Raw genomic sequence first — 26,012 nt, forward strand, 5'->3', positions numbered from 1 at the left:
TTATCTCGCTGCCAGCGCCCGCAGGGTGTCTGGCAGCGGGGTGGATTTGCGTGTCGCCCGGTCCGTCCAGACGATTTTCGCATAGCCTTCCGCGTAGATATCTCCGGTATCCTTGTCTTTCAACAGGTGGTAGGTGTCCAGGCTGGTATTTCCGGCCTTGTCCGCGTAAGTTTCCACCACCACAGTGGCGGGGTGCGTCAGCTCCTTCAGGAATGTGGCGCTGGTCTTTATAATGACCGGCCCGGTGGCGTCTTCGGCACCACCGAGTTCCAGTGAGGCAAGCCAGACAATCCGGGCTTCTTCAAAGAAACGAAAGTAAACTGTGTTATTGGCGTGGCCGTATGCATCCATATCACCCCATCGCAGTGCCATGGTGAGGGTGCTGACGGGATTTCCCGGTACTGACATCGGATTTCCTCCGGAAGGTTGAAAAATAATAATAAAGCGCCGGTATTGTTGACGAAACTGAACAGGTTAAACAACCCAAGAGAGCGACATGAAAGAGCGTAAGTCCCGGCGCTGGTCATCCTGGATGGTCATCGCAGTTTTCCTGGCCCTGGCGGTCTTTAATCCGGCCACGGCCCAGAATCTCCAGGAGCCCCCGGGTGAACAGACTATGCCGGTTGAAACCGGCGATCCCTATGAAAACTGGAACCGAAAGGTCTTCGCCTTTAATGATGCGATTGACCGGTGGTTTCTCCGGCCGGTAGCCAAGGGCTATCGCACCGTCACACCAGATCTGGTGGACCGGGGGATTACCAATTTTTTCAATAACCTGACCGAAATCCGTAACTTCACCAACAGCCTTCTGCAGTTGAAGGGTGAGTCTGCGGTTGTGGCGGTTGGCCGTTTTACCTACAACACGGTTTTCGGCCTTGGTGGTTTCTTTGATGTTGCCAACGCCTTCGAGCTGCCGGAGCGGCCAGAGGATTTCGGCCAGACCCTGGCAACCTGGGGAGTGGATTCCGGTCCTTACCTGATGCTGCCGTTGCTTGGGCCGTCCACGCCCCGGTATTTCACGGGTATGGCGGCGGACGGGTTCATGCTGCCTTCGGCGTGGGACTCGGTCGAGAACCCCGAATGGTATTACCTGCGAATGCTCCAGATTGTGGATAAGCGGGCAGACCTGATCCCGGCGGAGAATTTCATTTCCGGGGATCGGTACACGTTTATGCGCAATGCCTTCCTGCAGCGTCGTGAATTCCTGATTAACGATGGTAAGATCACCGAAGATCCTTTCGCGAGTGATGATGACGATCTGATGCTCGACGATTTCTGAGTGTACAAGCCGGGAGGCGACAGGTGATCAAGGACCCGAGAATAACCCGTTTCCGAAAAATGCTGGCGCAGGCCAAGAATTATGAACAGTGGAAGGCGGCCGCACTGGAGCTGGATTTTCTTGAGGGCAATGCGGAGTGGAAAGAAGATTTTGCCTCCGATCTTTATCATTACGAGCTGATCTATGATCGCCTGTCCAATCTCAAGCAGTATCGCCAACAGAATGATTTCGAGCGCCTGAAGCGCGCGCTCAGGGAAGGGTTGCATCACGACCTTGGCAACATGGGGAATCCGGCGCTGTACACCCGCTCCCGCGTCGGTACCAAACACCTGATTGAAGAATACATCACTCAGGTCTGTGAGTCGCTGGATTACCTTTGCGACCACCCGGTGCCTGGCTTCCCGGTGTATGACAAACTGCAGTTTTTCCGCGACACCCTGACAAGCTACGGGCGGCCCACGTTACTGTTGAGTGGTGGCGCCAGTCTGGGCATGTTCCATTTCGGGGTTATCAAGGCGCTGTGGGAGAAAGGCCTGTTGCCGCAGGTGATTGCCGGCTCCAGCATCGGTGCCATTATCGCCGGCATTCTGGGGGTGCATACCGATGCGGAAATTCCTGAAATGCTGGTTCCCGAAAGCCACAATCTGAATGCGTGGAAATGGCGAGGGCTACTGAGCGCCATGCGTGGAACCGGCCTGATGGATCAGGACACACTGCGCCGGTGCCTGCGGGAAAATATTGGTGACTATACTTTTGAAGAAGCCTACCAGCGCACGGGTCGCAGCATTAACATCAGTGTGTCGCCGGTGCAGGCGCACCAGAAAGCCCGCTTGCTGTGTGGTTACACCTCACCGTACCTGTTGGTGTGGAGTGCCGCACTGGCCAGTGCCGCTGTACCGGGTATTTTCCCGCCAGTAACGCTGATGAAAAAAGATCTTAACGGTAATTCGCTGCCCTACATGCCGCGGCTCAAGTTTGTGGACGGCTCTGTTGTGAGCGATCTGCCTATTGAACGACTGATGCACCTTTATGATGTAAATTTCACCATTGTCAGCCAGACCAACCCTCACGTGGTGCCATTTCTGACGGATCGTGGCCAGGATGAAAAACTGTCGCTGACCAATCTGCCGTCCCACTTGCTGAAATCCGAGATACAGTTCCACGGGCAAGGCGTATTCGATTACCTTCGAAAACGTGTTCGGCCAGAGATCCTGCGGCAGCTATCCGGCCAGATGTATACCATTATGGCCCAGAGATACTCCGGCGATGTGACCATCGCACCAAACTATTCCCTGCGGCATTTTCGGCGTATGCTTGCCAACCCGAGCCCTGAGTATGTTCGTGAGATGATTCTGGAAGGTGAGCGGGCGACCTGGCCCAAGATATCCATGATCCGCTCCCACGCACGGATCTCGAAAACCCTGGAGCGTTGCGTTCGCCGCCTGAAACAGCAAAACCGGCGCGCAGCGGAACTCAAACTGGTAAGCGGTGATACCCCGGCCAGGCCCTGAGGAACCATGTACTACGATTTCTTCGGCTTTCGTGAGCCGCCATTTTCAATCGCTCCCGACCCCCGATATCTCTACCTCAGCGATCGCCACAAGGAAGCACTGGCGCACCTGATGTACGGTGTGCAGGGGCAGGGCGGTTTCATTGTGATCACTGGCGAGGTGGGCACCGGTAAAACCACGGTTTGTCGCTGTTTCATAGAAAACGCGCCGGCACATGTGGATATTGCGTTGGTCCTGAATCCACGCCTGTCCGCCAGGGAACTGTTGTCGTCCGTTTGTGATGAACTGGAAATAGCGCACCAACCTGATGCCAGTATCAAAACCCTTGTCGACAGCATCAACCAGGATTTGTTGAAAGCCCACGCTGCGGGCCGGCACAAGGTGTTGATTATTGACGAGGCCCAGAACCTCTCTGCTGAGGTGCTCGAACAGCTGCGCCTGCTGACCAACCTGGAAACCTCGGAAAAGAAACTGCTGCAGATTGTTCTGCTTGGCCAGCCGGAATTGCAGGAGATTCTGGCTCTGCCGGAACTTCGCCAGCTTAATCAAAGGGTCACGGCACGCTACCACCTGGATGCAATAGACCGGCAGGAACTCCCTGCCTATCTGCAGTACCGGCTCAATGTTGCCGGTATGCGGGGTGATATTTTTACCCCCGGGGCGGTCCGTAGACTGTATCGGGAAAGTCAGGGCGTACCCCGGCTTATCAATCTGATCAGTGACCGGGCACTGCTCGGCGCCTATGCGGAGGGAGATCATCTGATCTCCGTCACCCACATTCGCAAAGCGGCAAAAGAGGTCAATGGCGGGCTGGCGATGGCCCCGGCCGGCGGGACGTTCCGAAGCCGGGGCAGTCATGTATGGTTGGTTGTCGCCTCGGTCATACTGGCCATCATTGGCACCTTGTGGCTGCTTGAATTTCCTGGCTCTTCCACCCCGGCACTCGCCGAGCCCAAGGCCGAACGGTCCGTTGAAGGTGTGATTGAACGGGAGGCAGAGCCTGAGCCGAAAACGGTATCAGATTCTGACCAGCCGGAAATCGTGGCGCCGGAGCCAACATCGCAGAGGTTCGTGTTCAACCAGCACACCCAGTCGTTGGCTGAGGCCTTCGGCGCTTTGTTTGATCTGTGGGGCAAGAATTATGAACCGTCGGCCAACCCGATCGCCTGTGATTACGCCGCAACGGTGGGGCTGGCCTGCCTGGAACGCCAGGGGAGTCGACGAAGCCTGGAGTTCATCAATCGGCCGGCCATCCTTCAGTTAAGGGATGAAAGCGGCCGCACTCGCCAGGTGGTTGTGGAACGACTGGATGGCGATCTGGCCGTGATTGCGACGCCCCGGGGCAGCCAGCAAGTGCCATTCCGGGAGATTGAAGACTACTGGTACGGTGATTTCAGGGTACTTTGGCGAATTCCTGAATTCATGACCGGCGATGGTTTCTACGGCGATGACTCTGGCCAGCAGTTATGGATCGGTGCCCGGATGATGGAGCTTGCAGAGCGTCTGAGCAGCGGTGGGCAGGAGGCGGCCCGGGTCAAGCGTATGGAGATGACGGACCAGGTGCGCTGGTATCAGGAAAAACGTGGGCTCACTGTGGATGGTATTGCAGGCGCCATGACCATTATCCAGATGAACAACGATCTGGCCGAGAATATTCCACGTCTGGTTTCGTCGGTGATGGTCAGGAGCGGGTAGCGTATGTCGTATATTCTCGATGCGCTCCGAAAATCCGAAGCGGAGCGCCGACAGGGCAAAGCGCCTGATCTCGGGCAACCGGTACAGATGGTATACCGCCCCAAACGTAAGCCGGTATCGGCCGTGGTGTGGGTTGCGCTGGCCTTGTTAGTGAACGCGGGTGTGCTTGCCTGGTTGTTCTGGCCGGAGCGAGACGCAAAGATCGTGACGGTGCAGGAGGCTCCTGCTGTAGCCCAGGAACAGTCCGAATCGGTACCCGATGTGCCGGCGGCTCAGCCTGAGCCTGAGCCGCTTGCAGAGACTGAAATAGCGGATCCGGTCCGGGTTTCCGGAGGGCAGGACCTGTCTCAGGCAAAAGGTACAGGCGTGGTCACTGAGGCAGGTGATGATGCCATGTCAGATGAGTACGGCGTCAACCAGCAGTCCTGGGACGAACCTGTCGTCATTGTTCCAAGTCGGTCCGAAAGTGAGCCGTTGCCACAATCTGCCTTGACGGAACGGGTGCCGCAGGGCAGGGTGCCTCACCTTGTGGAACTACCCCTTTCTTTTCAGAAGAGTGTCCCTGATTTGACCTTTAACAGTCACATATTTGCATCTGATCCCTCCGCCAGTCGTGTCATGATCAATGGCCATTACCTGAAGCCGGGAGATGGCTTTGGGCCGCTGTTGGTAGAACGTATTACCGAAGACGGTGTGGTGCTCAGCAAGAACGGCCAGTTTTTCCGTGTAGGTACCGTACGTGACTGGGTGAGCCCGAGATAATGGCGCTGACAGAGGACGTTAAACAGCAAATTCAGCAAGCCTATCGGGATGTGTTGGCGGGCAAGGATATCCGTGCCCGTTATGGCCAGCGCTTGATGATTGCGGAGATTGCCCGGTACATGGGGGAGATCACCGACAACGATGGCCAGCGCACTTCCCCGCCAGCTACCTGCGTGGTGGAGGCTGGGACCGGTACAGGTAAAACGCTGGCCTACCTCATCGCCGCCATTCCGGTGGCGAAAGCCCTTGGCAAGACTCTGGTGATTTCCACCGCCACGGTGGCGCTTCAGGATCAGATTGTTCTGAAAGATCTGCCGGACCTGCGTAAACACAGCAAGCTGGATTTCAGCTGGACTCTTGCCAAAGGCCGTGGTCGTTACCTGTGTATGTCTCGACTGGAAGCGAGGCTGCACGATGAGGGCCATGGTGACAGCGATACCATGCCCTTGTTTCTGTTGGATCAGCCGGTAGACGACGAGGCCCGTAGCCGGGCTACCTTCGAGAACATGCTTGCCAGTTATGGTTCCCGGGACTGGGACGGCGACCGGGATCACTGGCCGGAACAGATTCCCGATGAAATCTGGCGTCAGGTGACGACTGATCATCGCCAGTGCACCAACCGGCACTGCGCCTACTTTGACAGTTGTGCGTTCTTTGATGCCCGCAAGGATCTGGACGATGCCGATGTGGTGGTGGCCAATCACGACCTGGTGCTGGCGGATCTGGCCCTGGGCGGTGGCGCCATTCTTCCGGAGCCGGAGAACGCGCTGTTCATCTTCGATGAAGCCCATCATCTGCCCGACAAGGCCCTGAACCATTTCGCCGCGTCGGTGCCGTTGAACTCCACCCGGCAATGGCTGAAACAGCTTTCCCAGGCGCTGGTCAAGATGCAGCCCTGGCTTCCAGCGGGCTCCCAGGCCGCCAAAGCGGTTGAAAAGATCAGTGCCGCGGGTCGGGATCTGGATCTGGCACTCACTCGCGTGTACGAAGAGGTTGAGCAGAATACCGGCTGGGAATTTAACGAAGAGCGCCGCAGTGCCCAGTGGCGGTATCCGGATGGTGCCTTGCCCGAGAAGCTGGCCGAACTGGCTGGGGAAACACGAATCGCCACGGCAGGGCTTTGTCGGCACCTCGGAACATTGGTCGATGAACTCCAGAGCGCATTCGATGAGCGCAAGGATCCGGAGCTGGACCGGGACACAGCAGATTCCTGGTACCCGGTAGTAGGTTCCTTTCATGCCAGGGCGGAAGATCAGCTGCGGTTGTGGATTGCCTGGAGCGAAGGTGTCGCCATCGTCAGTGATGAAGAGGAGCCGGTGGTCGAAGCTCCTGCCCGTAAAGGCCCACCGGCGGCAAGGTGGGCAGTGCGCCAGCGCTGGGACCATGCTGAAGACATTACATTGTTCAGCTCGCCGGTACTGGCCGATAACCTGCTTTATTCGAGATTGTGGTCGAGAGCTTACGGAGCGGTGCTCACCAGCGCCACGCTGACGGCGCTCGGGCGCTTTGATCGCCTTCGTTCACGAGCCGGATTGCCTGAGGCCAGCCGTTATCTGGTAGTGCCCAGTTCTTTCCGTTACGCCGAAATGGCGACGGTGGAAGTGCCGGCCATGGTCGCGATGCCTACCGACGATGGTTTCGCCGATGCCTTGGTCAAGCGTTTACCGGAGCTCTGGGCCGGAGAAAAGGCGACACTGGTGCTGTTTACGTCGCGCCGTCAGATGCAGCAGGTTCGTGATGCGCTGGCGCCTGAGTACCCGGAACTTATCCTGACCCAAGACGATATGGCCAAGAATGAGGTGCTCAGGCTGCATTGCAGCCGGGTTGACGAAGGTAAGCCCAGTGTACTGTTTGGTGTGGCCAGTTTTGCAGAGGGCATTGACCTGCCGGGGCGCTATCTGCACCACGTGGTGATCACCCGATTGCCCTTTTCGGTACCGGATGACCCCATTGAAGCCAGTCTGGCCGAGTGGGTGACCCAACGTGGAGGCAATCCCTTTATGGAAATCACGGTGCCGGACGCTTCTGTCAAACTGGTGCAGGCCGTTGGCCGCCTGCTGCGAACGGAACAGGACACGGGGCGGGTGACCATTCTGGACCGCAGGATTGTGGCTCGACGCTACGGGCAGTTGCTATTGGATGCACTCCCGCCGTTTCGCCGCATCATTGAACACTAGATTTCTCTCATGCCTGTAAATTGACCCATAAAAAAAGAGCCAGCCCGCAAGGGGTGGCTCTCATGGAAGGGGTTCTTAACGAACCCGGGCGTCGAAACAACGCGGAACAAGAAGTCTGAAGGCCTGAATTTCAGATTTCGAGGTAAGGCGTTAACCTCACCATTGTTAAATGATAGGGCTTAAAGGGGCGTAAACGGATCGTCCAAAGGGCGTAGTGACCAGGCTTAATTGGTGTCAAATGTGATATTCATCACGTTTTTGCGACATCCTCCAGCAACCCCACCTCCCTTGCTTTCGCCAGCGCCTCGGTGCGCCGGCTCACGCCGAGCTTGCCGTACAGGTTCCTGATGTGCGCTTTCACGGTAGCCGGGGCAACGGACATGCGCTCAGCAATTTCTTTGTTGGCAAGCCCCTGGTGGATCAGCACGAGAACTTCCTGCTCACGCTGGCTCAACGGTTCTGTCAGGACATTTACAGTCTCGCCCCCCGGGCGGGCAGTATCGATGGGGTGATTGGCTTCCTGGGAGCCATTAAAAGGCGCCTCGCCAGGCTGTCCGACGGCCAGATCCCTGAGCATCCCGAGCAGTTCCCGGTTCCACCGCCCCGGGGTTCGTAGTCTGGGAAAATCCAGTAGCATGTCCCGTAGTGCAGTGCTCTCTTCCGCAAACAGGCGCAGAAAGCCTGCGTTTTCGGCCCGGTCCAGTGCTTTCTCCAGCATGGCATCGGACTCGTCATTGCGGCCCTCGTGGGCCAGCGCCTCGGCGTACACCAGTAAAATCTCTACCAGGTGTCGATTGTGCGCGTTGCGTTCTGCGGCTGGTATCAGGGCGGACAGGGTGTCCTGAGCCTGCTGATATTCGCCCAGTGCATTCTGTACCCGGGCCAGGGCAATCTGGTTCTGCTCCCGGTTTAGCGGGTTGGTGGCTGGTTGATCCAGGGTGGGCTGCAAACAGGCGCGAGCTTTTTCGGCATGGCCGGAACTCAGGTAGCACCTTGCCAGCAACGCGGAAGCGGCCGGGGGCTCGAATACAATGTGTTCCCTCCGGCGCCGGCCGGTTGTCACGGCATCTTCCAGTGCCTCAACCGCCGTTTCCAGGTCACCCCGGGTAAAGGCGAGGTGTCCCCGTACGTACTGGATCACCACATGCTGGCCCGGTTCGGTACCCTTTCGTACATGATCGAGCAGGGGGGCCAGGTATCCGTCGGCGGTGCTGATCTGGTTTCGCTCGCGATAGATTTCTGTCAATGCACTGTTTTGCCAGCAGGAGATCAATCTCGGCTGGCTGGGGTCGGAATAGTGTTCGTCTACCCATTGTCGTACTCGCCCAGTCGTCTCAAGAGCAAGATCGGTATCGCCACGGTGGTATTGAATCCAGGCGAGCAGACCGCCGGATGACAGAACCGTACTGGCTTTGCGTTCTACCTGGCCATAATGAACGGCAGACTCCAGAGCCTCCTCGGCATCATTGAGTTCGCCCTTGCCGAAATAATCCAGGCCCAACCCGTAATAGGTGACGGACTTCAGGGGAATGCTGATCTGATCAATGTCCTTGAGTACCTGTCGGGTAAGATCCGAGGCGTTTTTCTCATCGTTGCGGGTGCGGGCCAGGTAGGATCTCACCAGCGAAATCTCGCTGTGCAACGCCAGGGCGCCTTCCGCGTCCGGGTGTGAATCGGCAACACGGCGGTCCAGCAGGTCCTCAACTTCCAGCAGAAGCGGGTCAAGGCTTTCAACCCGGTTTGCGAAAAACAGGCCCCAGATTCTGAGCATCTGCAGTTGCGGGCTGTCCTGAATCTTGTGGGCAGGGATAGCATCCAGCCATTCAAGTACCGGAAGGTGATAGCCGCCATGAATCAGGTTGTTGCCGTGTTCCGCCAGAACCGCCGCCAGATGGTCGGTATCGTTGCGCCGGACAATCTGGACAATCCCTTCCTGGACATGGCCATGGCGCAGTAGCCAGTCAATGGCTCGGGATTGCAGTTCCGAGGCATGGGAGGGGGCGGCACTCTGGATTCGCTGTAACAGGGCTTCCCGAAACAGGTCGTGGTAACGGAACCACTCGTTGCTGTTGTCCAGCGGGATCAGAAAGAGATTCTGGGACAGAAGGCTGGACAGCTTTTCCTGACTGTCCTGGCGTTGCCTGACGGAATTGCACAAAGGGGCGCATAAGCGCGGACAACAAGCCGTTTCCAGCAGGAAGTCCGTCAGATCTTCGGGAAGCTGCTCAAGCACTTCTGTAAGGACATAATCGGAAATCAGTCGGCTGTCCGGTGAGCCCAGGGCCTGACCGGGCAGGACGGCTTCTTTCTTCCCGGCCAATGCTGAGAGCTGCATGGCGGCGACCCAGCCTTCGGTTTTACGGCATATCGACCGAATGTCGTCCTCGGACAGCTCCATGGCCATCGTACTGCGGAAGAATTCCTGACATTCCTCTTCGGAAAACGCCAGCAGACCGGGGTGGATGTCCTGGACCTGGCGGCGGACTCGCCAGCGGGCCAGTGGCAGCGGTGGCTCAGTTCGTGACGCCAGGGTCACCAGGATACCGGGTGGCAGATAGTCCAGAAACCACGCGAGTTGGCGATGAAGGGTGTCGTTACTGATAACGTGGTAGTCATCCACCACCAGAGACCAGGCATTGCCATCTGCCGCGAGAACATTCAAAAGGCTGGTAATGGCGGGTGTGAGCTCGTCGTCGTCCTGCCTGGCCAACAGCTTCTTGCAGTCCTCCAGTCCGATCAGGCCGGCATGCTCGAAGGCGCCAATCACGTACTGCCAGAACTGCCTTGGCTTGTCGTCCTGCTCGTCCAGTGAGAGCCAGGCGGTGGGCATGCTGTTGCCGGCGCACCACTGGCTGACCAGTGTGGTCTTGCCATAACCCGCCGGAGCAATAACCAGATTCAGTCGTTTGCCGGATTCCGGTTGCAGCAGGGTATCCAGCCGTTGACGTTGAACGGCTCTGGAATCGGGTGTTGGCCGGAGGAATTTGGTTGTCAGCAGCATGGCTTCCCGGGATCTGGGCATGTTTGATTAGCGATTGTGTGCTTTGTCACACACAAGTCAAGGGCTGTGTTGACGCAAGGTATTGTCGGGCCAGCGAAACCAGAGATTTGGTCTACACTGAATACAGATTGTCTTGTATATCAAAAAAGAATGAAAAATTGATCCTTTATGCGTATTATTCGGTTATGAATCCACCAGGGTTCTCGAGTTGAGCCTGAGGCACTGACTCAGGGCCGGAAATCCAGGGAGCGACAGAATTAATGAAATTACAACAGCTGCGTTATATCTGGGAAGTTGCGCACCACGACCTGAATGTGTCCGCCACCGCCCAGAGCCTGTTCACTTCACAACCGGGCATCTCCAAACAGATTCGTTTGCTCGAAGACGAGCTGGGGCTTGAGGTGTTTGCTCGAAGCGGCAAGCACCTGACCCGCATTACTCCCGGCGGCGAGATCATCATCCGGGAGGCAGGGGAGATCCTGCGTCGGGTCGAAGGCATCAAGAAAATCGCCCAGGAGTTCAGTAACCAGCGTAAAGGCGACCTGAGCATCGCGACCACCCACACCCAGGCGCGTTATGCGTTGCCGCCGGTGATCCGGGGCTTTATCGAGGAATACCCGGATGTGTCCCTGCATATGCATCAGGGCACGCCGATGCAGATCTCAGAGATGGCCGCCAACGGTGCGGTGGATTTTGCCATTGCCACTGAAGGCATGGACCTGTTCAACGACCTGATCATGATGCCCTGCTATAAGTGGAATCGCTGCGTGATCGTTCCCAAGGATCATCCTCTGGCCAAGGGCCAGGAACTCACACTGGAGGAACTGGCGGAGTATTCGCTGGTTACCTACGTATTCGGGTTCACCGGGCGGTCCAAGCTGGATGAGGCATTCCAGTCACGGGGACTGACCCCGAAAGTGGTGTTCACTGCAGCTGATGCCGATGTCATTAAGACTTACGTGCGATTGGGGCTGGGGGTCGGCATTATTGCCAGTATGGCGTTCGATCCCAAGGTGGATACCGATCTCGTGGCGCTGGACGCCAGCAAGCTTTTCAGGCCCTCGGTCACCCGTATTGGCTTCCGCAAAGGCACCTTCCTGCGGGGCTATATGTATGACTTCATGGAGCGGTTCGCGCCCCATCTCACCAAGCAAAAGGTGGATGAAGCCGTGGCTCACCAGGGCAGCCGTTCCGAGATTCAGGAACTGTTCAAGGATATCGAGCTGCCTACCTACTGAGGTTGGGGCCAATGAAAAGCCCGCGGGCCGTTAAGGCGACGCGGGCTTTTTTGTGGGCACAGCTTCGGGCGGTTCAGCCAGACTTGCCGATCAGGTTGCCGGCATGCAGACCACATTCCTTGTGTGTGGCTTCTTCCCACCACCAGCGTCCTTCGCGCTCGTGCTGTCCAGGGAGCACCGGACGGGTGCAAGGCTGGCAACCAATACTGACGAAGCCCTGCTCGTGTAGACGGTTATAGGGCGCCTCAGACATGCGGATGTAATCCCAGACTTCTTTGGAGCTCCAGTTTGCCAGCGGGTTAAATTTTATCAGTGGCTTTGCATCAGTTGAGAAGGCGGTGTCCAGCTGGACCACCGGCACCTCATTCCGGGTACCGGGGCTCTGGTCCCGACGCTGGCCCGTGACCCAGGCATCCAGAGTGGCAAGCTTACGGCGCAGCGGGTTAACCTTTCGGATACCACAGCATTCCGAATGACCCTCTTCGTAAAAACTGAACAGGCCTTTGCGGTTGACCATGTCCTGAACTTCTTTGGCATCCGGGAACAGGACTTCAATATCGATGCCGTAGTGTTTTCGCACCCGATCGACAAACTCGTAGGTTTCCGCGTGCAGTCGGCCGGTATCCAGGGTAAACACCCTGAGATTGTCGGTCAGTTTGTGAGCCATTTCGATCAGCACGACGTCCTCGGCGCCACTGAACGAAATGGCAATGTTGCCATAGTGGGCGAGGGCGGCTTTCAGGATCGCCCTGGGGCTTTGACCATCCAGTTCGGCCCGGAGAGAGTCGATATCAGTCATAATCATCCAGTCTGTACCAATAATTTGTGTGGCTAGCTTAGCAGTAAACCTTTAATGCCCTGAAGGAATGAGGATCTATATCTTTATGCCATCAAAGATGGGCAACACCGGATACACGATGCATTTGGCCGCGCTTTTTCATATCATACGCCCACCAACCGGGGCGCAGGTGCCTCATCTTTTTATTTATCGTTCAGGAGACCGTTGTGGAACTCGCATGTCTTGACCTTGAGGGCGTACTCATCCCGGAAATCTGGATCGCCTTTGCAGAAAAAACCGGCATTGAAGAACTCAAGGCAACCACCCGGGATATCCCTGATTACGATGTCTTGATGAAGCAGCGCCTGCGCATTCTGGACCAGCACGGCTATGGGCTGCCGGAAATCCAGGAAGTCATCGGTACTCTGGACCCGCTGCCGGGTGCCCGGGAATTCCTCGACTGGCTGCGTGAGCGTTTCCAGGTGGTGATTCTGTCGGATACCTTTTACGAGTTCGCCATGCCGCTGATGAAGAAACTCGGCTATCCGGCGTTGTTGTGTCACAAGCTGGAGGTAGCGGAGAGCGGCCAGATCACCAACTATCTGCTGCGGCAGCGGGATCCGAAACGCCAGTCCGTACGCGCATTCCAGTTGTTGAACTACCGGGTGATTGCCGCTGGTGACTCCTATAACGATACCACTATGCTCGGCCAGGCAGAGGCGGGCATTCTGTTCCACGCGCCCCAGAACGTTATTGATGAGTTCCCGCAGTTCCCGGCGGTACACAATTTTGACGATCTGAAACAGGAATTCCTGAAGGCGAGCGCGATTCACAGCGCCTGATCGTCCGAAACGCTGATCTGTGCCGCGGCTGTGAGGTTGTGGTGCAGATCAGAGCTTCAGCTTTTCCAGAAAATCCATCAGCGGTTTGACCTTGGTGAGTGTCTCCTGATACTCGGCCTCCGGGTCCGAATCCGCCACAATGCCTCCGCCCCCCCAACAACGAATCCTACCGCTGGACTCGCACAGCAGGGTTCGTATCGCGATGTTGCTGTCCAGCCGACCATCAAGCCCGTAATAGAAGACAGACCCGCAATAGGGCCCGCGCCAGTGTGGTTCCAGTTCGCGAATGATTTCCATCGCCCGGATTTTCGGAGCGCCAGTGATGGAGCCGCCAGGAAATGCATCAAACAACGCCTGAAGCGGGCTGATTCCCGGTTTTAAACTGGCCTTGATATGGCTCACCAGGTGGTGGACATTGGCGTAGGACTCAAGGGCAAACAGCTGATCAACCTGCACGCTTCCGGCCTCAGCGTGGAGGCTGAGATCATTCCGCAACAGGTCCACAATCATCAGGTTCTCGGCACGGTCTTTCTCGGATGCCTGAAGTTCATTCGCCAATTTGATATCGGATTCCGGCGAGGAGCCCCGGGGGCGTGTACCTTTGATGGGGCTGGTCTGGACTACGCCCTGATCTATTTTCAGAAACCGCTCTGGCGATATGGAAAGAATCGAGTCGTCTCCGGCTCTCAGGAAGGCGCTGTAGGGCGTCGGGTTGGCGCCCGTAAGCTTCTCGAAGGCCAGCCATGGATCACCGCAGAATCGGCCAGTGAATGCCTGGGACAGATTGGCCTGATAGCAATCGCCAGCTTCTATATAGCGCTTGATGGCTTCGACACCCGACTTGACTTCTCCTGGCGTTTGCGCCGGAGCGAACGGGGCTTTCATATGCCAGTGCATCTGGTGGTTTGCCGGGGCCGACAGCCATTGTTCAATCTGGTCCTGAATCGAAGCAGGGCATGCCGGGTGAATCCAGAGCCAGTAGCGGCCGCTATTCCGGTCAAAACTAGCGGTCCAGAGATAGAGCCCGGCATGCATTAACGGAACAGTGGAGGCGTGGCGCAGTTGAGCCAGTCGCCGCTCCCGGGCGTAGCCCAGCTCGTACCCCAGATAGCCGATCCAGCCACCAGGGAGATGATTCGGGTCGGTACCGCGCTCTACCTGAAATGGTGCGGCCCGCTCTTCCATTTCCCGGGCTAGACTGGCGGTATCAATGGGGGCCGAACTGTCACCAGTCAGTTCCTGCGAGCACACGGCCATGGCCGAGAAGCCACATAAGGTGCCGCGACGGGCGCTATCGCCTGTGCTACCCAGAAAGACGAAATCGGGTGCCCGGCAGGCATGCATCATAAGCTGGTGGTAGGTCGCCCGGGTAAGTTCCCGCGTTGTTGCCCGGCCCAAGGGTCCTCCGGAATCTTGCTGAAATGATAAACAGGCCACAAAAACAGCGTTGTAGCGTTTGCGGCGGCACTGATCTAATGAAATAGCGTCCTGTTGGGACGGGGAGAAAAAGCCGGTGGCTATTCTAACCGAGATAGCAGGGCACCCCCAGCATAAAAACAATGTAAAAGCCGTGCGCTCCTGTTGCGCGAGCTTTCAGAGGAAAGTGGAGTAGGTATGACACAGCTAAAATCCCGTTTGATGACCTTCCTGATGTTTCTGGTTCCCCTGCTGATGGCACCCGGATACGCCAATGCCCAGCAGCCGTCTGAAACTGAAATCAAGGAGATGATTCAGGAGCAGTTTGAGCGGATGTACCAGAAGGGGGTCGATGACCTTGAAAACCGGATCGTGGTGACTGGCGGGGTAAAACCGTTTGCCGTGGTAACCGACACTGGAGACAAGACCAAAACGATTCGGATCAAGCAGATTGAGGAAATGCCGGCGGATGTTGCCCTTGAGGTACTCCGGCGTTCGCTCGTTGCACTGGTAAAGAAAGGCAAGATCGGCGCGACCGCAGTGTTCTACACAACGGCCAATCCCAATAAAGAGTCGGAGGCGGACCGGGTACTGGTGGTCGAGATGGAGCATATCTTCGGACCAACGCTGGCCCAACTGGTGCCTTTTACCATTGATGAAGGTAAAGCGTTTTTTGGCGAGCAGGTGGTTGTGGAGATGGAGAACAAGATCTTCAACATCAATGTCGATGAAGAGCCGGCTGAATAGTGGTTTGTGTCCGACAATCCAAGTATCGATTACGTGAAGGTGGTCACGGAACATTCAGTTACCTCTGCAGTACTCTGTAGCCGTGCAGATACAAAAGTACACCAAACAGTCTGCATGAGATGGAAATAACAACAAACTGTTCCAATTAGGAGAACGTTATGAAAGGCCTGAAAAAAATCGCACTGGCAACGGCCGTTGCTGCAGCTCCTTTTGCCGCTCAAGCTGATCTGAAAGCGCTTGACGACACCACCATGGGTAACGTGACCGGTCAGGCCGGTGTGACCATCGAACTGGAAACCGAAGTTTCCATCGGTGAGTTCCGCTACACTGACGAAGGTTACCTGGCAGTTAACGACATCTCCATCGGTGGCGGCTCCGTTGAGCGTGATGCCAACGGCGCGGTAACTGGCGTATCCGGCATGCTGGATGACCTGGTTATCGACATCGACGTAGAAGCCGACGGTGACGCGTTCATTGATGTTCACAGCATCTCTGGCGCTCCGATCGACTTCGCCATGGCTGTTGGTTCTGCCTCTCTGAACGCCACTGACGGCAGCGGTGACTCCACTCTGCTGGCCAGCAACATCGGTATCGAGGGTAACCTCGGCCTGCTGAACATCCGTGTGGATACCGCCACTGACAACCTGATCATGAACGTTGGCTTCAACGTGACTGACATGGATATGGACGTGGACTTCCTGGGTGTGAACGTACGTGACCTCACCGTTTACGGCGCTACTTACTTCGAGAGCGGTGGACCAGTTGATGCAGCAAGCATGTTCGCCCAAGCGCAGATCACTGTTGGCAAGGGCACCTCTGCCGCCACCGGTGGCGACGCTCTGGAGATCACCATTCCTCAGTTCGTAGCTGACATCGGTGTTGGCGCGGTTGAGATCGGCGGTGAGTCTATCGGTTCTTTCCGTGTAGACAACCTGGCTGTGACCAACACCACTATGAAGGTTTATGGTCACCAGTAAGTTGACCTGACACCTTAAAGTGGTGATAGCGCCCCGCACCGCGGGGCGTTTTTTTGTCTGACCGAATCAGCAGACAAAAAAACGGCGACCGTTCTGGTCGCCGCTTTTCGTTTCAGGGATTGGGTAATTACTGGTCGGGCACCTTAATGGAAAGGTCAAACCCTCCGCCCGGGCGGGGGGTCAATGTAATCGGGCCTTCGTTGATTGCTTCGGGGATCTGGATCTGATCAATGCCCGGGGGATTACCGATACTGAAATTCAGATTCTGGCCATCGAAGCCAATGCCCAACTGATCATTCAGGAACGTCTGGGTGAAGGGCTCATCTGGAATTTCCGGTTGCTGACCAAAGATAATGGGCAGTGTCCTTGGGGTGAAGTCCGCCGGTGGCTGTGCTCTGGCCAATTCGTCGACAGGAAGCAGCAGCGCTCTGCGCAGGAACTCCTCTTCGGCATCGGACAGCGCATCTTTCTTGCCCTCATCAAGATAGCGCTGAAGAGCTTCCCGATACGCTTCCTCTTCCGCTTCGCTCAGAACGGGCTCGCCCGGCGAAATAGTGAGCGCACGAATGATTTTTTCCCGATCCGTCTCGGACTTCTGTTGTTGACGCGGGACAACAATAACGGCGGAATCCTCCACGTAGGTTTCTACCATCTCGTCGGAGGTCATGGTTTGTACACCGGCCCAGGACGGTGTGAATGTGGTGGCCGTGATCGCGGCTGCAAGCAGTGTGCGACGCATTTGTGAATGCCTCATGCTGAATCTGTTCAAAAGAGGCGCTGCTGAGTGTACTGCTTCAGTCAATACGCTTCATACTATCACTTTTCAGTATTCGGTTTGTCCGACAGTTTTTCAACCGTAAAGTGCCTGGTGTGTGATCAGAATCCGGTGCTCGAGGGTAAATAGTTAAGGAACCATTATTTTTATGGTTTTATGTCCGGATTACTGGCAACCACATTCCATGAACTTTTGGGCCTGAACCCAGTCGCAGGAGCATGATGCGAAACTCTTTAAACGCCCGTTGGCGACGATGGATCAATCGCCGAATCCCGAGAGCAGACAGCCAGACCCTCAGCCAGAAGAACATCTTCATTCTGCCCACCGCGGCCGGCGTGGTGTACGGCTTGTTGCTGTTGGTTATGCTGATTACCGGAATCAATTACCAGAACAGCCTTATCTATCTGCTTACGTTTATTCTCGGAGCCTTGTTTGTGGGAGCCATGCACCAGACCCACAGAAATCTGTCCGGTCTTTCTGTTGCCCTGGTCCGTCCCGGTGAAGGTCGGGCGGGTGATGACATTCCGTTTGTGCTGCGGGTAACTGCAGGCAAGGACCCAGGCCTTGGCCTGAGCCTGTCGGTTGAGGATTCATCGGTTGAGAGCGTGCATGTATCGCCGGGTGAATCCCGGGACGTGGTGCTGCCAGTGCCGTCTGCCCATCGCGGCTATCTTCGTCCGGATCGGATCCGTATCGAAACCCGTTTTCCGTTCGGGCTTTTAAAGGCCTGGTCCTGGTTGCGTCCTTCGTCTGCCGGAGTGGCCTTTCCCAGGCCTTTGGTGGCACCCGATGCTGCCGGAACCGTGCAGGATGGTAGCGAGGCCGCGTCGTCTGCGCCTGTGGCCGGCCAGGACAATGCCGACCTTCGGCCCTGGCGTGAAGGCGATATGAGTCAGCGGGTCATGTGGAAACGCTTTGCCCGCTCAGGCCAGATGATTGTGGCCGACTGGCAGGGCGAGCAGGGCAGTCCGCACTGGCTGGATTTTCATGCCTTTCCGGGTGTTGATACCGAGTTGCGGCTGAGTTATCTGGCCTGGATGGTGGCAGACCGGGTTCAGAAAAACGCAAGGTTCGGTCTCAGTTTGCCCGGCGATACCATTGAGCCGGACACTGGCTCCCTGCATGGAGAGCGTTGCCTGCGCGCGCTAGCGGTGTGGGGCGAGCAACCGCCAAGGGATCCCGGTGGTCAGCCTTTTGGTACCCGTCAGGCCGAAAATGCGAAAGCGGGAGTGTCTGGATGAGATCGACCATAGCCAGAGTTTTCTCCGCAAAACCGGCAGAACAGGCATCCATCGAAGCCATCCCCGGTAACGCGCTTTTGTGGTTGATTGCCAGTTTTGCACTGCTGCTGGTTCCCCAATGGGATCGGCTGCCCTGGTGGCTCATCGCGGCCTGTGCTGTGCTGGCGGGCTGGCGCTGGTTGGCACAAAAGGGCCGCGTGAAACTGCCAGGGCGACTGCTCCGCACAGGAATCATGGTGACTTTGATTAGTGTTTATGCGGCCACAGTGCAGGGGCGGTTCACCGTGGATACCGCCGCTTCGTTCTTTGTGTTGGCCGTTGGGTTGAAATGGCTCGAAACCCGGTCCGCCAGGGATTTCTATGTGTTGTTTTTTATTCAGGTTTACCTTGCGGCCGTGAACTTCCTGTTCAAACAGGACATTGCCTGGGCATTGCTAACGTTCGCCGCCATTGGGTGCCTGATGGTGGGCCTCCAGATTCTCAATGCACCGGATCTACCCGGTAGTCTCAGGGCTGGCTGGAAGCGCCTGGGTTTGCTGCTACTGAAAACGCTGCCAGTGGTTGTCCTTCTGTTTGTCTTTTTCCCACGCATGGCGCCGCTCTGGAGTGTTCCGTTGGTGTCCGGCCAGGCCCGCAGTGGGATTTCCGATACCATGCGACCAGGCGATATTTCCAATCTGGCCCAGAGTAGTGAAAGGGCGTTCCGGGTAACCTTCGGGGGCGAGTCGCCACCATATCGGGAACGTTACTGGCGGGGTCTGATTCTCGATTATCTGGATGATGAGACCTGGCGCCAGAGCGACCCCGACGGTTTCCGACGGCCAGCCAGGGTAGACAACGACGGTGGTGTCGGGCCGTTGCGAAGTAATGAATACGATATCCTGCTGGAGCCAACAGACCAGCGGTGGGCGTTTGCTCTGGAGAACTCGGTAGCCGTCTCGGGCAACGTGGTAAGTACGCCGGAGGATTTGTTCCGCTTTCAGCGCCCCGCCGACAGCCCGGTGCGTTATCGCCTGGCCCGGGTTTCCGCTGTGCCAGCGCCGGCTGAAGCCCTTTCCCCGGCAGAAACTCGGCGCTATCTCCAGCTTCCTCCATCCGGGAACCCCCGGGCCCGGGAGCTGGCACGAAAACTGTCTCAAGATCTGTCCCATTGGGAAGTCGTCAACACGTTGCTCCGGCGTTTTCGGGAGCAAGCCTATTTCTATACGTTGCGCCCGCCCACCATGCCAGACGACGGTATTGATGCGCTGTTGTTTGATGAAAAACGGGGCTTTTGTGCTCACTATGCCGGTGCGGCGACCTTTGTCTTCCGGGCCGCCGGGATTCCTGCCCGAATTGTGGTCGGCTATCAGGGCGGCGACGCCGGGGCGGGCGGAGATTACCTCATTGTCCGTCAGTACGATGCCCACGCCTGGGTGGAGGTGTGGCTGGAAGGCCAGGGCTGGGTGAGGGTGGACCCGACAGCTGCCATTGCGCCAAGCAGGATTGAATCCGGATTGCGGGATGCGGTGGCCGATGAGGGCTCGTTCCTGGAAAATGATTTGACCTCGCCGCAGCGCTACGGTGATGTCGCGATCCTGCAATGGGCGTCGCTCCAGCTCGATCGCATCAATTATCACTGGCAGCGATGGGTGGTAGGTTACCAGGGGCAGAGTCAGATGGATCTGATGTCCCGGTTGCCGGGCAATTTCGGGCTCAAGGAACTTGGCTACCTGACGGCCGGAGTGGTTGGCTTCACCCTGCTGATCGCAGGTGTTGTCTCGGCTCTTTCGATTCGCCGCGGCGCCCGCAAGGATGCATTCGGTCGGGTGGTGTTGGCCTGGCATCGGCTGTGCGAACAGGTTGGCGTGCCGGTCCGTACCGGTGAAACCCCTGCGACGCTGGCAGAACGCCTGGCTAATGCGCGCCCGGAGGTTGAATCTTCGGTCCGTCTCTTTGCCCGGGCGGTAAACAGCCATTACTATACGGCCTCAACACAGGAAGCTTCCGCGCACGAAGCGCGCAGGCTTACCCGGCTATTGAAAACGATGAAACGACAGCTCCGTCGTAAACCTGAACCCGCTTCACGGACGTTCCGACATGACTGATATCGCGAAGGACATGCCCTGGCTCGGCCGCGCCTGGAGCACGGTGCAGCAACGTCTGGCCCAGGATCGGTTGCCTCACGCGCTGCTGGTCGTTGGTGAGCAGGGCGTCGGGAAAAGGGCGTGGGCAGAAGCCGTCGCTGGGCTGCTGTTGTGCGACCAGCAGGTCGGCCTCGACGACGGAGCACCGATTGCGTGCGGTCAGTGTCGTCAGTGTCAGTTGATCGCGGCGAACAGCCATCCTGATGTCCGGGTGTATTCACCGGAAAAGTCCCGGATGGTGAAAGTGGATCAGATCCGCGCGCTCTCGACGTTTGCCGTGGCCTCGCCACAGGTTGCACACCGCAAGGTGGCCATAGTCGACCGGGCGGATCAGCTCAACATCAACGCCGCCAACGCATTGCTGAAAACCCTGGAAGAGCCTTTGCCGGATGTGACCCTGTTGCTGCTCCAGGAATCCGGGCGGCCGGTACTTCCCACCATACGATCCCGCTGCCAGGCCCTGACCATACCGTTACCTGATGCCGAGGATGCCGGGCGATGGCTGTCTGCCCGGGTATCCGAGTTGGAGGAATCCATCCGCCCGTCGCCGGACACTCTGGCCAAAAGCCTGATGCTGGCGGGTAATGCTCCCAGGCTGGCGCTGGAGTATGCCACTGGCGAGTTTCTTGCGCAGAGGGATGAGGCCTTCGAGGCATTTCGACAGTTCATGAAAGGCCAGATGACGGTAGGGGACGCCGCCCGCCGCTTCAAAACGCTGGGACTGGACGATACATTATGGCTGTTTGAAAGCTGGGCCGCGGACCTGGCCCGGTGCAGTGCCGGGGGCGAAGTTCAGGACCCGGAGGCAGCAGACATGTTGGGCTATCTGGCCAGAGCCAACCCGCCGTGGCGCGCTCATCAATTGATGGAGCGGGTTCGGGAAAGCCGGAGTGCGGGCATATATAACGCAAGCCCGGAGCTTGAGGCCACTCAGCTTCTACTGGCCTGGCGGGAGTTGATGCCCCGGAAGCGGCAGACAACGTGAGCGTTGTTCAGGATCAACTGCTATCATTGCGAAATATCAGTAAATTTGCGTAAAAGGTATTTGATATGGGGCCCGGATTCGGAGCACGCAGCGGTATTCTAACCCTGACGATCAAGGACAAGGCGGTTCTCTATGCGGCGTACATGCCCTATATCCGCCAGGGAGGCCTGTTTATTCCTACCCAGAAGCAATATCAGCTGGGCGATGAGGTGTTTCTGCTGCTCAACCTGATGGATGAGCCGGAGAAAATCCCGGTGGCTGGCAAGGTGATCTGGATTACCCCCAAGGGTGCTCAGGGAAACCGGGCCGCAGGCATTGGCGTGCAGTTCAATGGCGATGACGAAACTGCCCGCACCAAGATTGAATCCTACCTGGCCGGCTCGCTGAGTTCCGATCGTCCCACCCACACCATGTAAGGCCGCTACCGAATGACGGAGACCTCGTTGCCCGGTAGCGTTCCAGAACCACAGGCCGGCTGCCATGAAATGCACTGGCCCCTGGATAACATAACTCTTTCGGGTCTGACCTGGCCGAGCTCCAGCGAGGAAAGCTCACGACCACCGGCTATCCTTCTGCACGGCTGGCTCGACAATGCCATGTCTTTTGCCCGACTGGCGCCGTTGTTGGCCGAGAGCACCACGATACATGCGGTGGATATGGCAGGGCACGGACACTCGGGCCATCGGCCACCGGGTTACAGCTATTGGCTGATGGACTACGTCGGGGATCTATCCGAACTGGTGGAACGGCATTTTCCTGAAAGCGAACGTTACCCTCTGGATCTTGTGGGGCATTCTCTCGGTGGGATTGTCTGCGCACTTTACGCCGCCGCATTCCCGGAACGGGTGCGCAGACTGGTGATGATTGACAGTCTGGGCGCGCTCAGTCGGCCAGCACGTGAGACGATCCCCCAGTTGCGGCGGGCATTACAGAAACGCAGGGCTGGTTCGGCTGCTCCGGCGGTCTATCCGGATATTCAGAGCGCGGCCCGAATCCGTGAGGGCGGGCTGAGCCCCCTGAGCCCCGAGGCGGCAAGAACGCTGGTGCCCAGAAACATGCGCACGGAAACTGGCGGGTTTATATGGCGTACGGATGCCCGTTTACGCCACCCTACACCGCTGATGATGACCGAAGAACAGGTGAGGGCGTCTTTGTCTGCCATCCAGACACCCACTTTATTCGTAAGGGCAGAAGAAGGGTTGCTGGTTTCCCGCGGCGGGCTCGATAGTCGTGCCGATCTGGTCCCCAACCTTGAAACAGTCGATGTGCCTGGTGGGCATCATTGTCATCTTGACGGGGAGGTGACTCCCGTTGCCGAAGCGATTAACAGGTTTCTCTTACATGATTGATCGTGGTAATTCCTCGATGGTCGGTGCGCTGGCCGGCCTTGTATGGTTATGTTTTACCATTCCTGCAATGGCTGCGTGGCCTGAAGACGCGCCAGCCCCTTTTCCGCAGTCAACGCTTGAATCCACGGTCGAGATACAGTCTGCTGGCCATCTGGTGCTTTTTAGTCCGGTTCGGGAAATCCGTGATGAAATCCGCTCCGAGACCATGGCTCGTTTGCCGGTGCAGGGGCAGGGCCAGCTGTTTGAAATCTCCAGGGATGCGAATCGTCAGGCTGCGCGGGCCCATTACTACCAGAAATTGTCTGCCGGTGGTGCGAAAATTCTATTTGAGTGTGCCGGCATCGCCTGTGGCCGCAGTAATGTCTGGGCCAACCAGATTTTCCAGCAATCCCGCCTTCTGGGGCGGGACGCCACTCAGGATTACCTGGTTGCCGCCACAACGGCAGAGGACGGACAGCAGTGGTTGACCCTTGTCTACACCGTGACAAGAGGCAACCTGAGAGAGTATGTCTGGGTTGAGCATCTGAATGTTGGTTTCGGTGCGGCCATTCCCGGGTATACCATTGGAGTTGGCCCGATTCAGGGGCCTTTGGTGATCCCCTGGTCCGGCGGAGTGACGTTTCGTTTTGAGTGGTCAGCGGATGATCGGCGAACCCTGAATGACTGGGCTGGCGATGATGCGGAAGTGGTGCTGGCCTCGTTCACCGATCTCGAGCAGGATGAGCCGCTCGAAGCGGCTTTGGAGCGTTCCCGCGCTGCGGCCGAAAGCCTGGCCGCGCTGCTGGGCAAGACGGGTATTTCGCTGAGTCAGATACGCATTGTTCCGGTTGGGCCGGCCGTCCCGATGAATGACCCGACTCGGCAGGGTAACCGGGTTGAGGTGCTGGTTATCAAGAGGTAAGGAAATGGCAGAAAAGGATAGCCCGGAAAAGGAAGCGTCCGGCAGAACCGCAGCCGCGCAGGACGGCGTCACGTCGGTAGTGACCAGTTCTGGTATTTCTGCGGCGTCAGCGCCGGCCAGTACCGAGCGCATGGAGTCATTGCCTGGTAAGGGCAAAACCGTTGCACTCACCCTTGGTAGCGGCGGCGCCCGTGGCTATGCCCACATCGGTGCGATTGAAGTCCTTCAGGAGCGTGGTTACGAGATCGTTGCCATCTCCGGCTGCTCCATGGGCGCCCTGATCGGTGGCATGTACGGTGCCGGTAAGATGAAAGACTACAAGGACTGGGTGACCGGGCTCGGCCAGTTTGATGTCTTGCGATTGCTGGATGTGACCTTCACTTCTGTCGGCGCTATTCGTGGAGAAAAAGTCTTTTCTGTGGTTCGGGATATTCTGGGCGATACGCGTATTGAGGATCTGCCCATTGCTTACACCGCCGTAGCAACAGATCTTCTGGCCCATAAGGAAATCTGGTTTCAGGAAGGCCCGCTGGACCAGGCTATCCGCGCCTCCATTGCCATACCCAGCGTGGTGACGCCTCTGGTGCTCAACGGCCGGGTACTGGTGGATGGCGCACTGCTCAATCCATTGCCTATTATTCCCACCATCTCAGCCCATGCAGATCTGGTGATGGCCGTTAACCTGAGCGGTGAGGATGATCAACAAAGGCGCATTCCAGACGCTGCGTTTGCTCCGGAAGAAACCAGTAGCGATATGGAGGAATGGGTCGATGCCATTCGCGAAAAGGCGTCCCGCTGGTTTGATTGGGATACCCTGAAAACGCTGGGTTCCCGAAAACCGGAAAGTGGTGAGTCGCCGGAACAGAAAATAAGCCGGGAAATGGCAAAAAAGACGGCGCCCGAGAAAAAGCGTGAAGACGAATCGGGGCGGTCCAGACATCGTGACGAGCACGAGACCATCGACTGGGACAAGCTGGGCATTGGCAAATTCGATGTAATGAACCTGACCATCGAGACCATGCAAAGCGCGTTAGTGCAGTACAAGATTGCCGGCTACCCACCGGATCTGTTGGTTAACATTCCCAAGAATGCCTGCAGAAGCTACGACTATCACAAGGCCCCGGAGCTGATACAACTGGGCCGGGAGCGGATGTTGGCCGCCCTGGACCGGTTTGAACAAAGCCGCAGCAGCTCCGGCCCGCTGGCTCTCTGAGCCACAAGAGCTGCAGCCCGCGCCGCAATGCGCGTATAATGCCGCGCACCATTAGCCAGACCAGGAAGCTAAGTTTTGACCAGTCCCGTTGACGACCTGCACTCCATCCGTGACCTGCTTCGGTTCACGGTTTCCCGTTTTGCGGCTTCGCCAATCTACTTTGGCCATGGCACTGATAACGTCTGGGATGAGGCCGTTCAGCTGGTATTGCGCAGCCTGCATCTGCCGCTGGAAAACAACAATCTGTTTCTGGATGCGCGACTGACCCGTTCAGAGCGGGAACTGATTCTCGAGCGCGTAGAGCGTCGGGTCAACGAGCGTATTCCGATTGCTTACCTGCTTGGCGAAGCCTGGTTTATGGGGATGCCGTTCAACGTTGATGAGCGCGTTCTGGTTCCCCGTTCGCCGATTGGCGAACTGCTGGAGAACGGTCTTCAGCCCTGGTTAGGCGCGACGCAGGTTCAACGAATTCTGGATTTGTGTACTGGCAGCGGCTGTATCGGTATTGGCGCGGCGACGGTTTTTGACGAGGCGGAAGTGGATCTGTCTGATATTTCGGCGGATGCCCTCGCCGTAGCTGAGTCCAATATTGAACTTCATGGGCTGGAGGGGCGCGTACGCGCGATTCAGTCGGATGTTTTCGACAACATTGAAGGTCGCTACGACGTGATCGTCAGTAATCCGCCTTATGTGGATGCGGAAGACCTTGCAGACATGCCGGCCGAGTATCACCATGAGCCCGAACTGGGCCTGGCCGCCGGAGACGATGGGCTGGACATTGCCCACCGCATAGTTGCCCAGGCTGCCGATTACCTCACCGACGACGGACTCCTGATTGTGGAGGTTGGCAACTCCTGGGGTGCCATGGATGATGCCTACCCGGATTTGCCGTTAACCTGGCTGGAATTCGAGAACGGCGGCAATGGCGTATTCCTGGTCACTGCCCGGGATCTGCGTGAATGGCAGGCCCGAAAAAGCTAAGATCGTAAATTACAAAAC

At 57.3% G+C, this 26,012-nt stretch carries 22 protein-coding genes; 17 read left to right on the forward strand and 5 right to left on the reverse strand.

Features of this window, described 5'->3' with window-relative positions; translation table 11 throughout:
• Window positions 1–408, reverse strand: coding sequence for an acyl-CoA thioesterase (locus JIF53_RS00955; protein ID WP_199451633.1), 408 nt, complete (start codon window positions 406–408; stop codon window positions 1–3).
• Window positions 409–496: 88 nt separating this feature from the next.
• Here JIF53_RS00955 and JIF53_RS00960 point away from each other — a divergent pair, with 88 nt between their 5' ends.
• From JIF53_RS00960 to dinG, 5 genes are read left to right on the forward strand one after another with little or no spacing between them, the layout of a single operon-like run.
• The gene (locus JIF53_RS00960; RefSeq protein ID WP_199451634.1) at window positions 497–1,279 is read left to right on the forward strand and encodes a VacJ family lipoprotein; all 783 of its coding nucleotides are present in this window, start codon (window positions 497–499) and stop codon (window positions 1,277–1,279) included.
• 23 nt (window positions 1,280–1,302) lie between these two features.
• A complete protein-coding gene (locus JIF53_RS00965) occupies window positions 1,303–2,790 on the forward strand; it encodes a DUF3336 domain-containing protein (RefSeq protein ID WP_199451635.1) in 1,488 nt (495 codons plus the stop codon).
• 6 nt (window positions 2,791–2,796) lie between these two features.
• Window positions 2,797–4,485 carry an ExeA family protein gene (locus tag JIF53_RS00970; protein WP_199451636.1) on the forward strand — a complete coding sequence of 563 codons (1,689 nt, stop codon included), beginning with the start codon at window positions 2,797–2,799 and terminating at the stop codon, window positions 4,483–4,485.
• Between the two features lie 3 nt (window positions 4,486–4,488).
• Window positions 4,489–5,247, forward strand: a complete 759-nt coding sequence (locus tag JIF53_RS00975; RefSeq protein ID WP_199451637.1) for a general secretion pathway protein GspB — start codon at window positions 4,489–4,491, stop codon at window positions 5,245–5,247.
• The gene (gene dinG / locus JIF53_RS00980) at window positions 5,247–7,424 is read left to right on the forward strand and encodes an ATP-dependent DNA helicase DinG (protein WP_199451638.1); all 2,178 of its coding nucleotides are present in this window, start codon (window positions 5,247–5,249) and stop codon (window positions 7,422–7,424) included. The genes JIF53_RS00975 and dinG overlap by 1 nt, the downstream gene beginning before the upstream one ends.
• A gap of 250 nt (window positions 7,425–7,674) precedes the next feature.
• Here dinG and JIF53_RS00985 read toward each other — a convergent pair whose 3' ends face one another.
• Complete coding sequence (locus JIF53_RS00985) at window positions 7,675–10,425, reverse strand: LuxR C-terminal-related transcriptional regulator (protein ID WP_199451639.1); 2,751 nt, start codon at window positions 10,423–10,425, stop codon at window positions 7,675–7,677.
• Between the two features lie 260 nt (window positions 10,426–10,685).
• Here JIF53_RS00985 and cysB point away from each other — a divergent pair, with 260 nt between their 5' ends.
• Window positions 10,686–11,663 (forward strand): HTH-type transcriptional regulator CysB, encoded by a 978-nt coding sequence (cysB, locus tag JIF53_RS00990; RefSeq protein WP_011785068.1) that lies wholly within the window; start codon window positions 10,686–10,688, stop codon window positions 11,661–11,663.
• 73 nt (window positions 11,664–11,736) lie between these two features.
• Here cysB and JIF53_RS00995 read toward each other — a convergent pair whose 3' ends face one another.
• On the reverse strand, window positions 11,737–12,462 hold the full coding sequence (locus JIF53_RS00995; RefSeq protein WP_023010090.1) for a phosphoadenylyl-sulfate reductase: 726 nt from the start codon (window positions 12,460–12,462) through the stop codon (window positions 11,737–11,739).
• A 206-nt stretch (window positions 12,463–12,668) separates the two neighbouring features.
• Here JIF53_RS00995 and thrH point away from each other — a divergent pair, with 206 nt between their 5' ends.
• Window positions 12,669–13,283 (forward strand): bifunctional phosphoserine phosphatase/homoserine phosphotransferase ThrH, encoded by a 615-nt coding sequence (gene thrH / locus JIF53_RS01000; protein ID WP_011785066.1) that lies wholly within the window; start codon window positions 12,669–12,671, stop codon window positions 13,281–13,283.
• A 48-nt stretch (window positions 13,284–13,331) separates the two neighbouring features.
• Here the strand turns inward: thrH and pabB are convergent, their stop codons facing one another.
• Window positions 13,332–14,681, reverse strand: a complete 1,350-nt coding sequence (gene pabB, locus JIF53_RS01005) for an aminodeoxychorismate synthase component I (protein ID WP_199451640.1) — start codon at window positions 14,679–14,681, stop codon at window positions 13,332–13,334.
• Window positions 14,682–14,897: 216 nt separating this feature from the next.
• Here pabB and JIF53_RS01010 point away from each other — a divergent pair, with 216 nt between their 5' ends.
• Together JIF53_RS01010 and JIF53_RS01015 are read left to right on the forward strand one after the other, a co-directional pair.
• On the forward strand, window positions 14,898–15,446 hold the full coding sequence (locus tag JIF53_RS01010) for a hypothetical protein (protein ID WP_153739931.1): 549 nt from the start codon (window positions 14,898–14,900) through the stop codon (window positions 15,444–15,446).
• Between the two features lie 158 nt (window positions 15,447–15,604).
• The gene (locus tag JIF53_RS01015; protein ID WP_153739930.1) at window positions 15,605–16,423 is read left to right on the forward strand and encodes a DUF6160 family protein; all 819 of its coding nucleotides are present in this window, start codon (window positions 15,605–15,607) and stop codon (window positions 16,421–16,423) included.
• Window positions 16,424–16,550: 127 nt separating this feature from the next.
• Here JIF53_RS01015 and JIF53_RS01020 read toward each other — a convergent pair whose 3' ends face one another.
• Window positions 16,551–17,162: a hypothetical protein gene (locus JIF53_RS01020; protein WP_199451641.1), complete on the reverse strand. Its 612-nt coding sequence runs from the start codon at window positions 17,160–17,162 to the stop codon at window positions 16,551–16,553.
• Window positions 17,163–17,416: 254 nt separating this feature from the next.
• On the opposite strand from JIF53_RS01020, the gene JIF53_RS01025 reads away from it, so the two are divergent.
• The 8 genes from JIF53_RS01025 (at window position 17,417) to prmB (ending at window position 25,994) form a co-directional block, all read left to right on the forward strand.
• Window positions 17,417–18,439: a DUF58 domain-containing protein gene (locus JIF53_RS01025; RefSeq protein ID WP_199451642.1), complete on the forward strand. Its 1,023-nt coding sequence runs from the start codon at window positions 17,417–17,419 to the stop codon at window positions 18,437–18,439.
• On the forward strand, window positions 18,436–20,526 hold the full coding sequence (locus tag JIF53_RS01030) for a transglutaminase TgpA family protein (protein ID WP_199451643.1): 2,091 nt from the start codon (window positions 18,436–18,438) through the stop codon (window positions 20,524–20,526). The genes JIF53_RS01025 and JIF53_RS01030 overlap by 4 nt, the downstream gene beginning before the upstream one ends.
• The gene (gene holB, locus JIF53_RS01035) at window positions 20,519–21,550 is read left to right on the forward strand and encodes a DNA polymerase III subunit delta' (protein WP_011785059.1); all 1,032 of its coding nucleotides are present in this window, start codon (window positions 20,519–20,521) and stop codon (window positions 21,548–21,550) included. Before JIF53_RS01030 ends, holB begins: the two co-directional genes overlap by 8 nt.
• Before the next feature lie 65 nt (window positions 21,551–21,615).
• Window positions 21,616–21,966, forward strand: a complete 351-nt coding sequence (locus JIF53_RS01040) for a PilZ domain-containing protein (protein WP_008171779.1) — start codon at window positions 21,616–21,618, stop codon at window positions 21,964–21,966.
• A gap of 12 nt (window positions 21,967–21,978) precedes the next feature.
• A complete protein-coding gene (locus tag JIF53_RS01045) occupies window positions 21,979–22,899 on the forward strand; it encodes an alpha/beta fold hydrolase (RefSeq protein WP_011785058.1) in 921 nt (306 codons plus the stop codon).
• Window positions 22,892–23,800 carry a DUF4892 domain-containing protein gene (locus tag JIF53_RS01050; protein WP_023010333.1) on the forward strand — a complete coding sequence of 303 codons (909 nt, stop codon included), beginning with the start codon at window positions 22,892–22,894 and terminating at the stop codon, window positions 23,798–23,800. The genes JIF53_RS01045 and JIF53_RS01050 overlap by 8 nt, the downstream gene beginning before the upstream one ends.
• A 4-nt stretch (window positions 23,801–23,804) precedes the next feature.
• Window positions 23,805–25,013: a patatin-like phospholipase family protein gene (locus JIF53_RS01055; protein ID WP_199451644.1), complete on the forward strand. Its 1,209-nt coding sequence runs from the start codon at window positions 23,805–23,807 to the stop codon at window positions 25,011–25,013.
• A gap of 75 nt (window positions 25,014–25,088) precedes the next feature.
• Window positions 25,089–25,994, forward strand: a complete 906-nt coding sequence (gene prmB / locus JIF53_RS01060) for a 50S ribosomal protein L3 N(5)-glutamine methyltransferase (protein WP_023010098.1) — start codon at window positions 25,089–25,091, stop codon at window positions 25,992–25,994.
• Window positions 25,995–26,012 lie beyond the last annotated feature (18 nt).

It is taken from the genome of Marinobacter sp. bablab_jr008 (assembly GCF_016464145.1).
GTDB classification, from domain to species: Bacteria; Pseudomonadota; Gammaproteobacteria; order Pseudomonadales; family Oleiphilaceae; genus Marinobacter; species Marinobacter nauticus.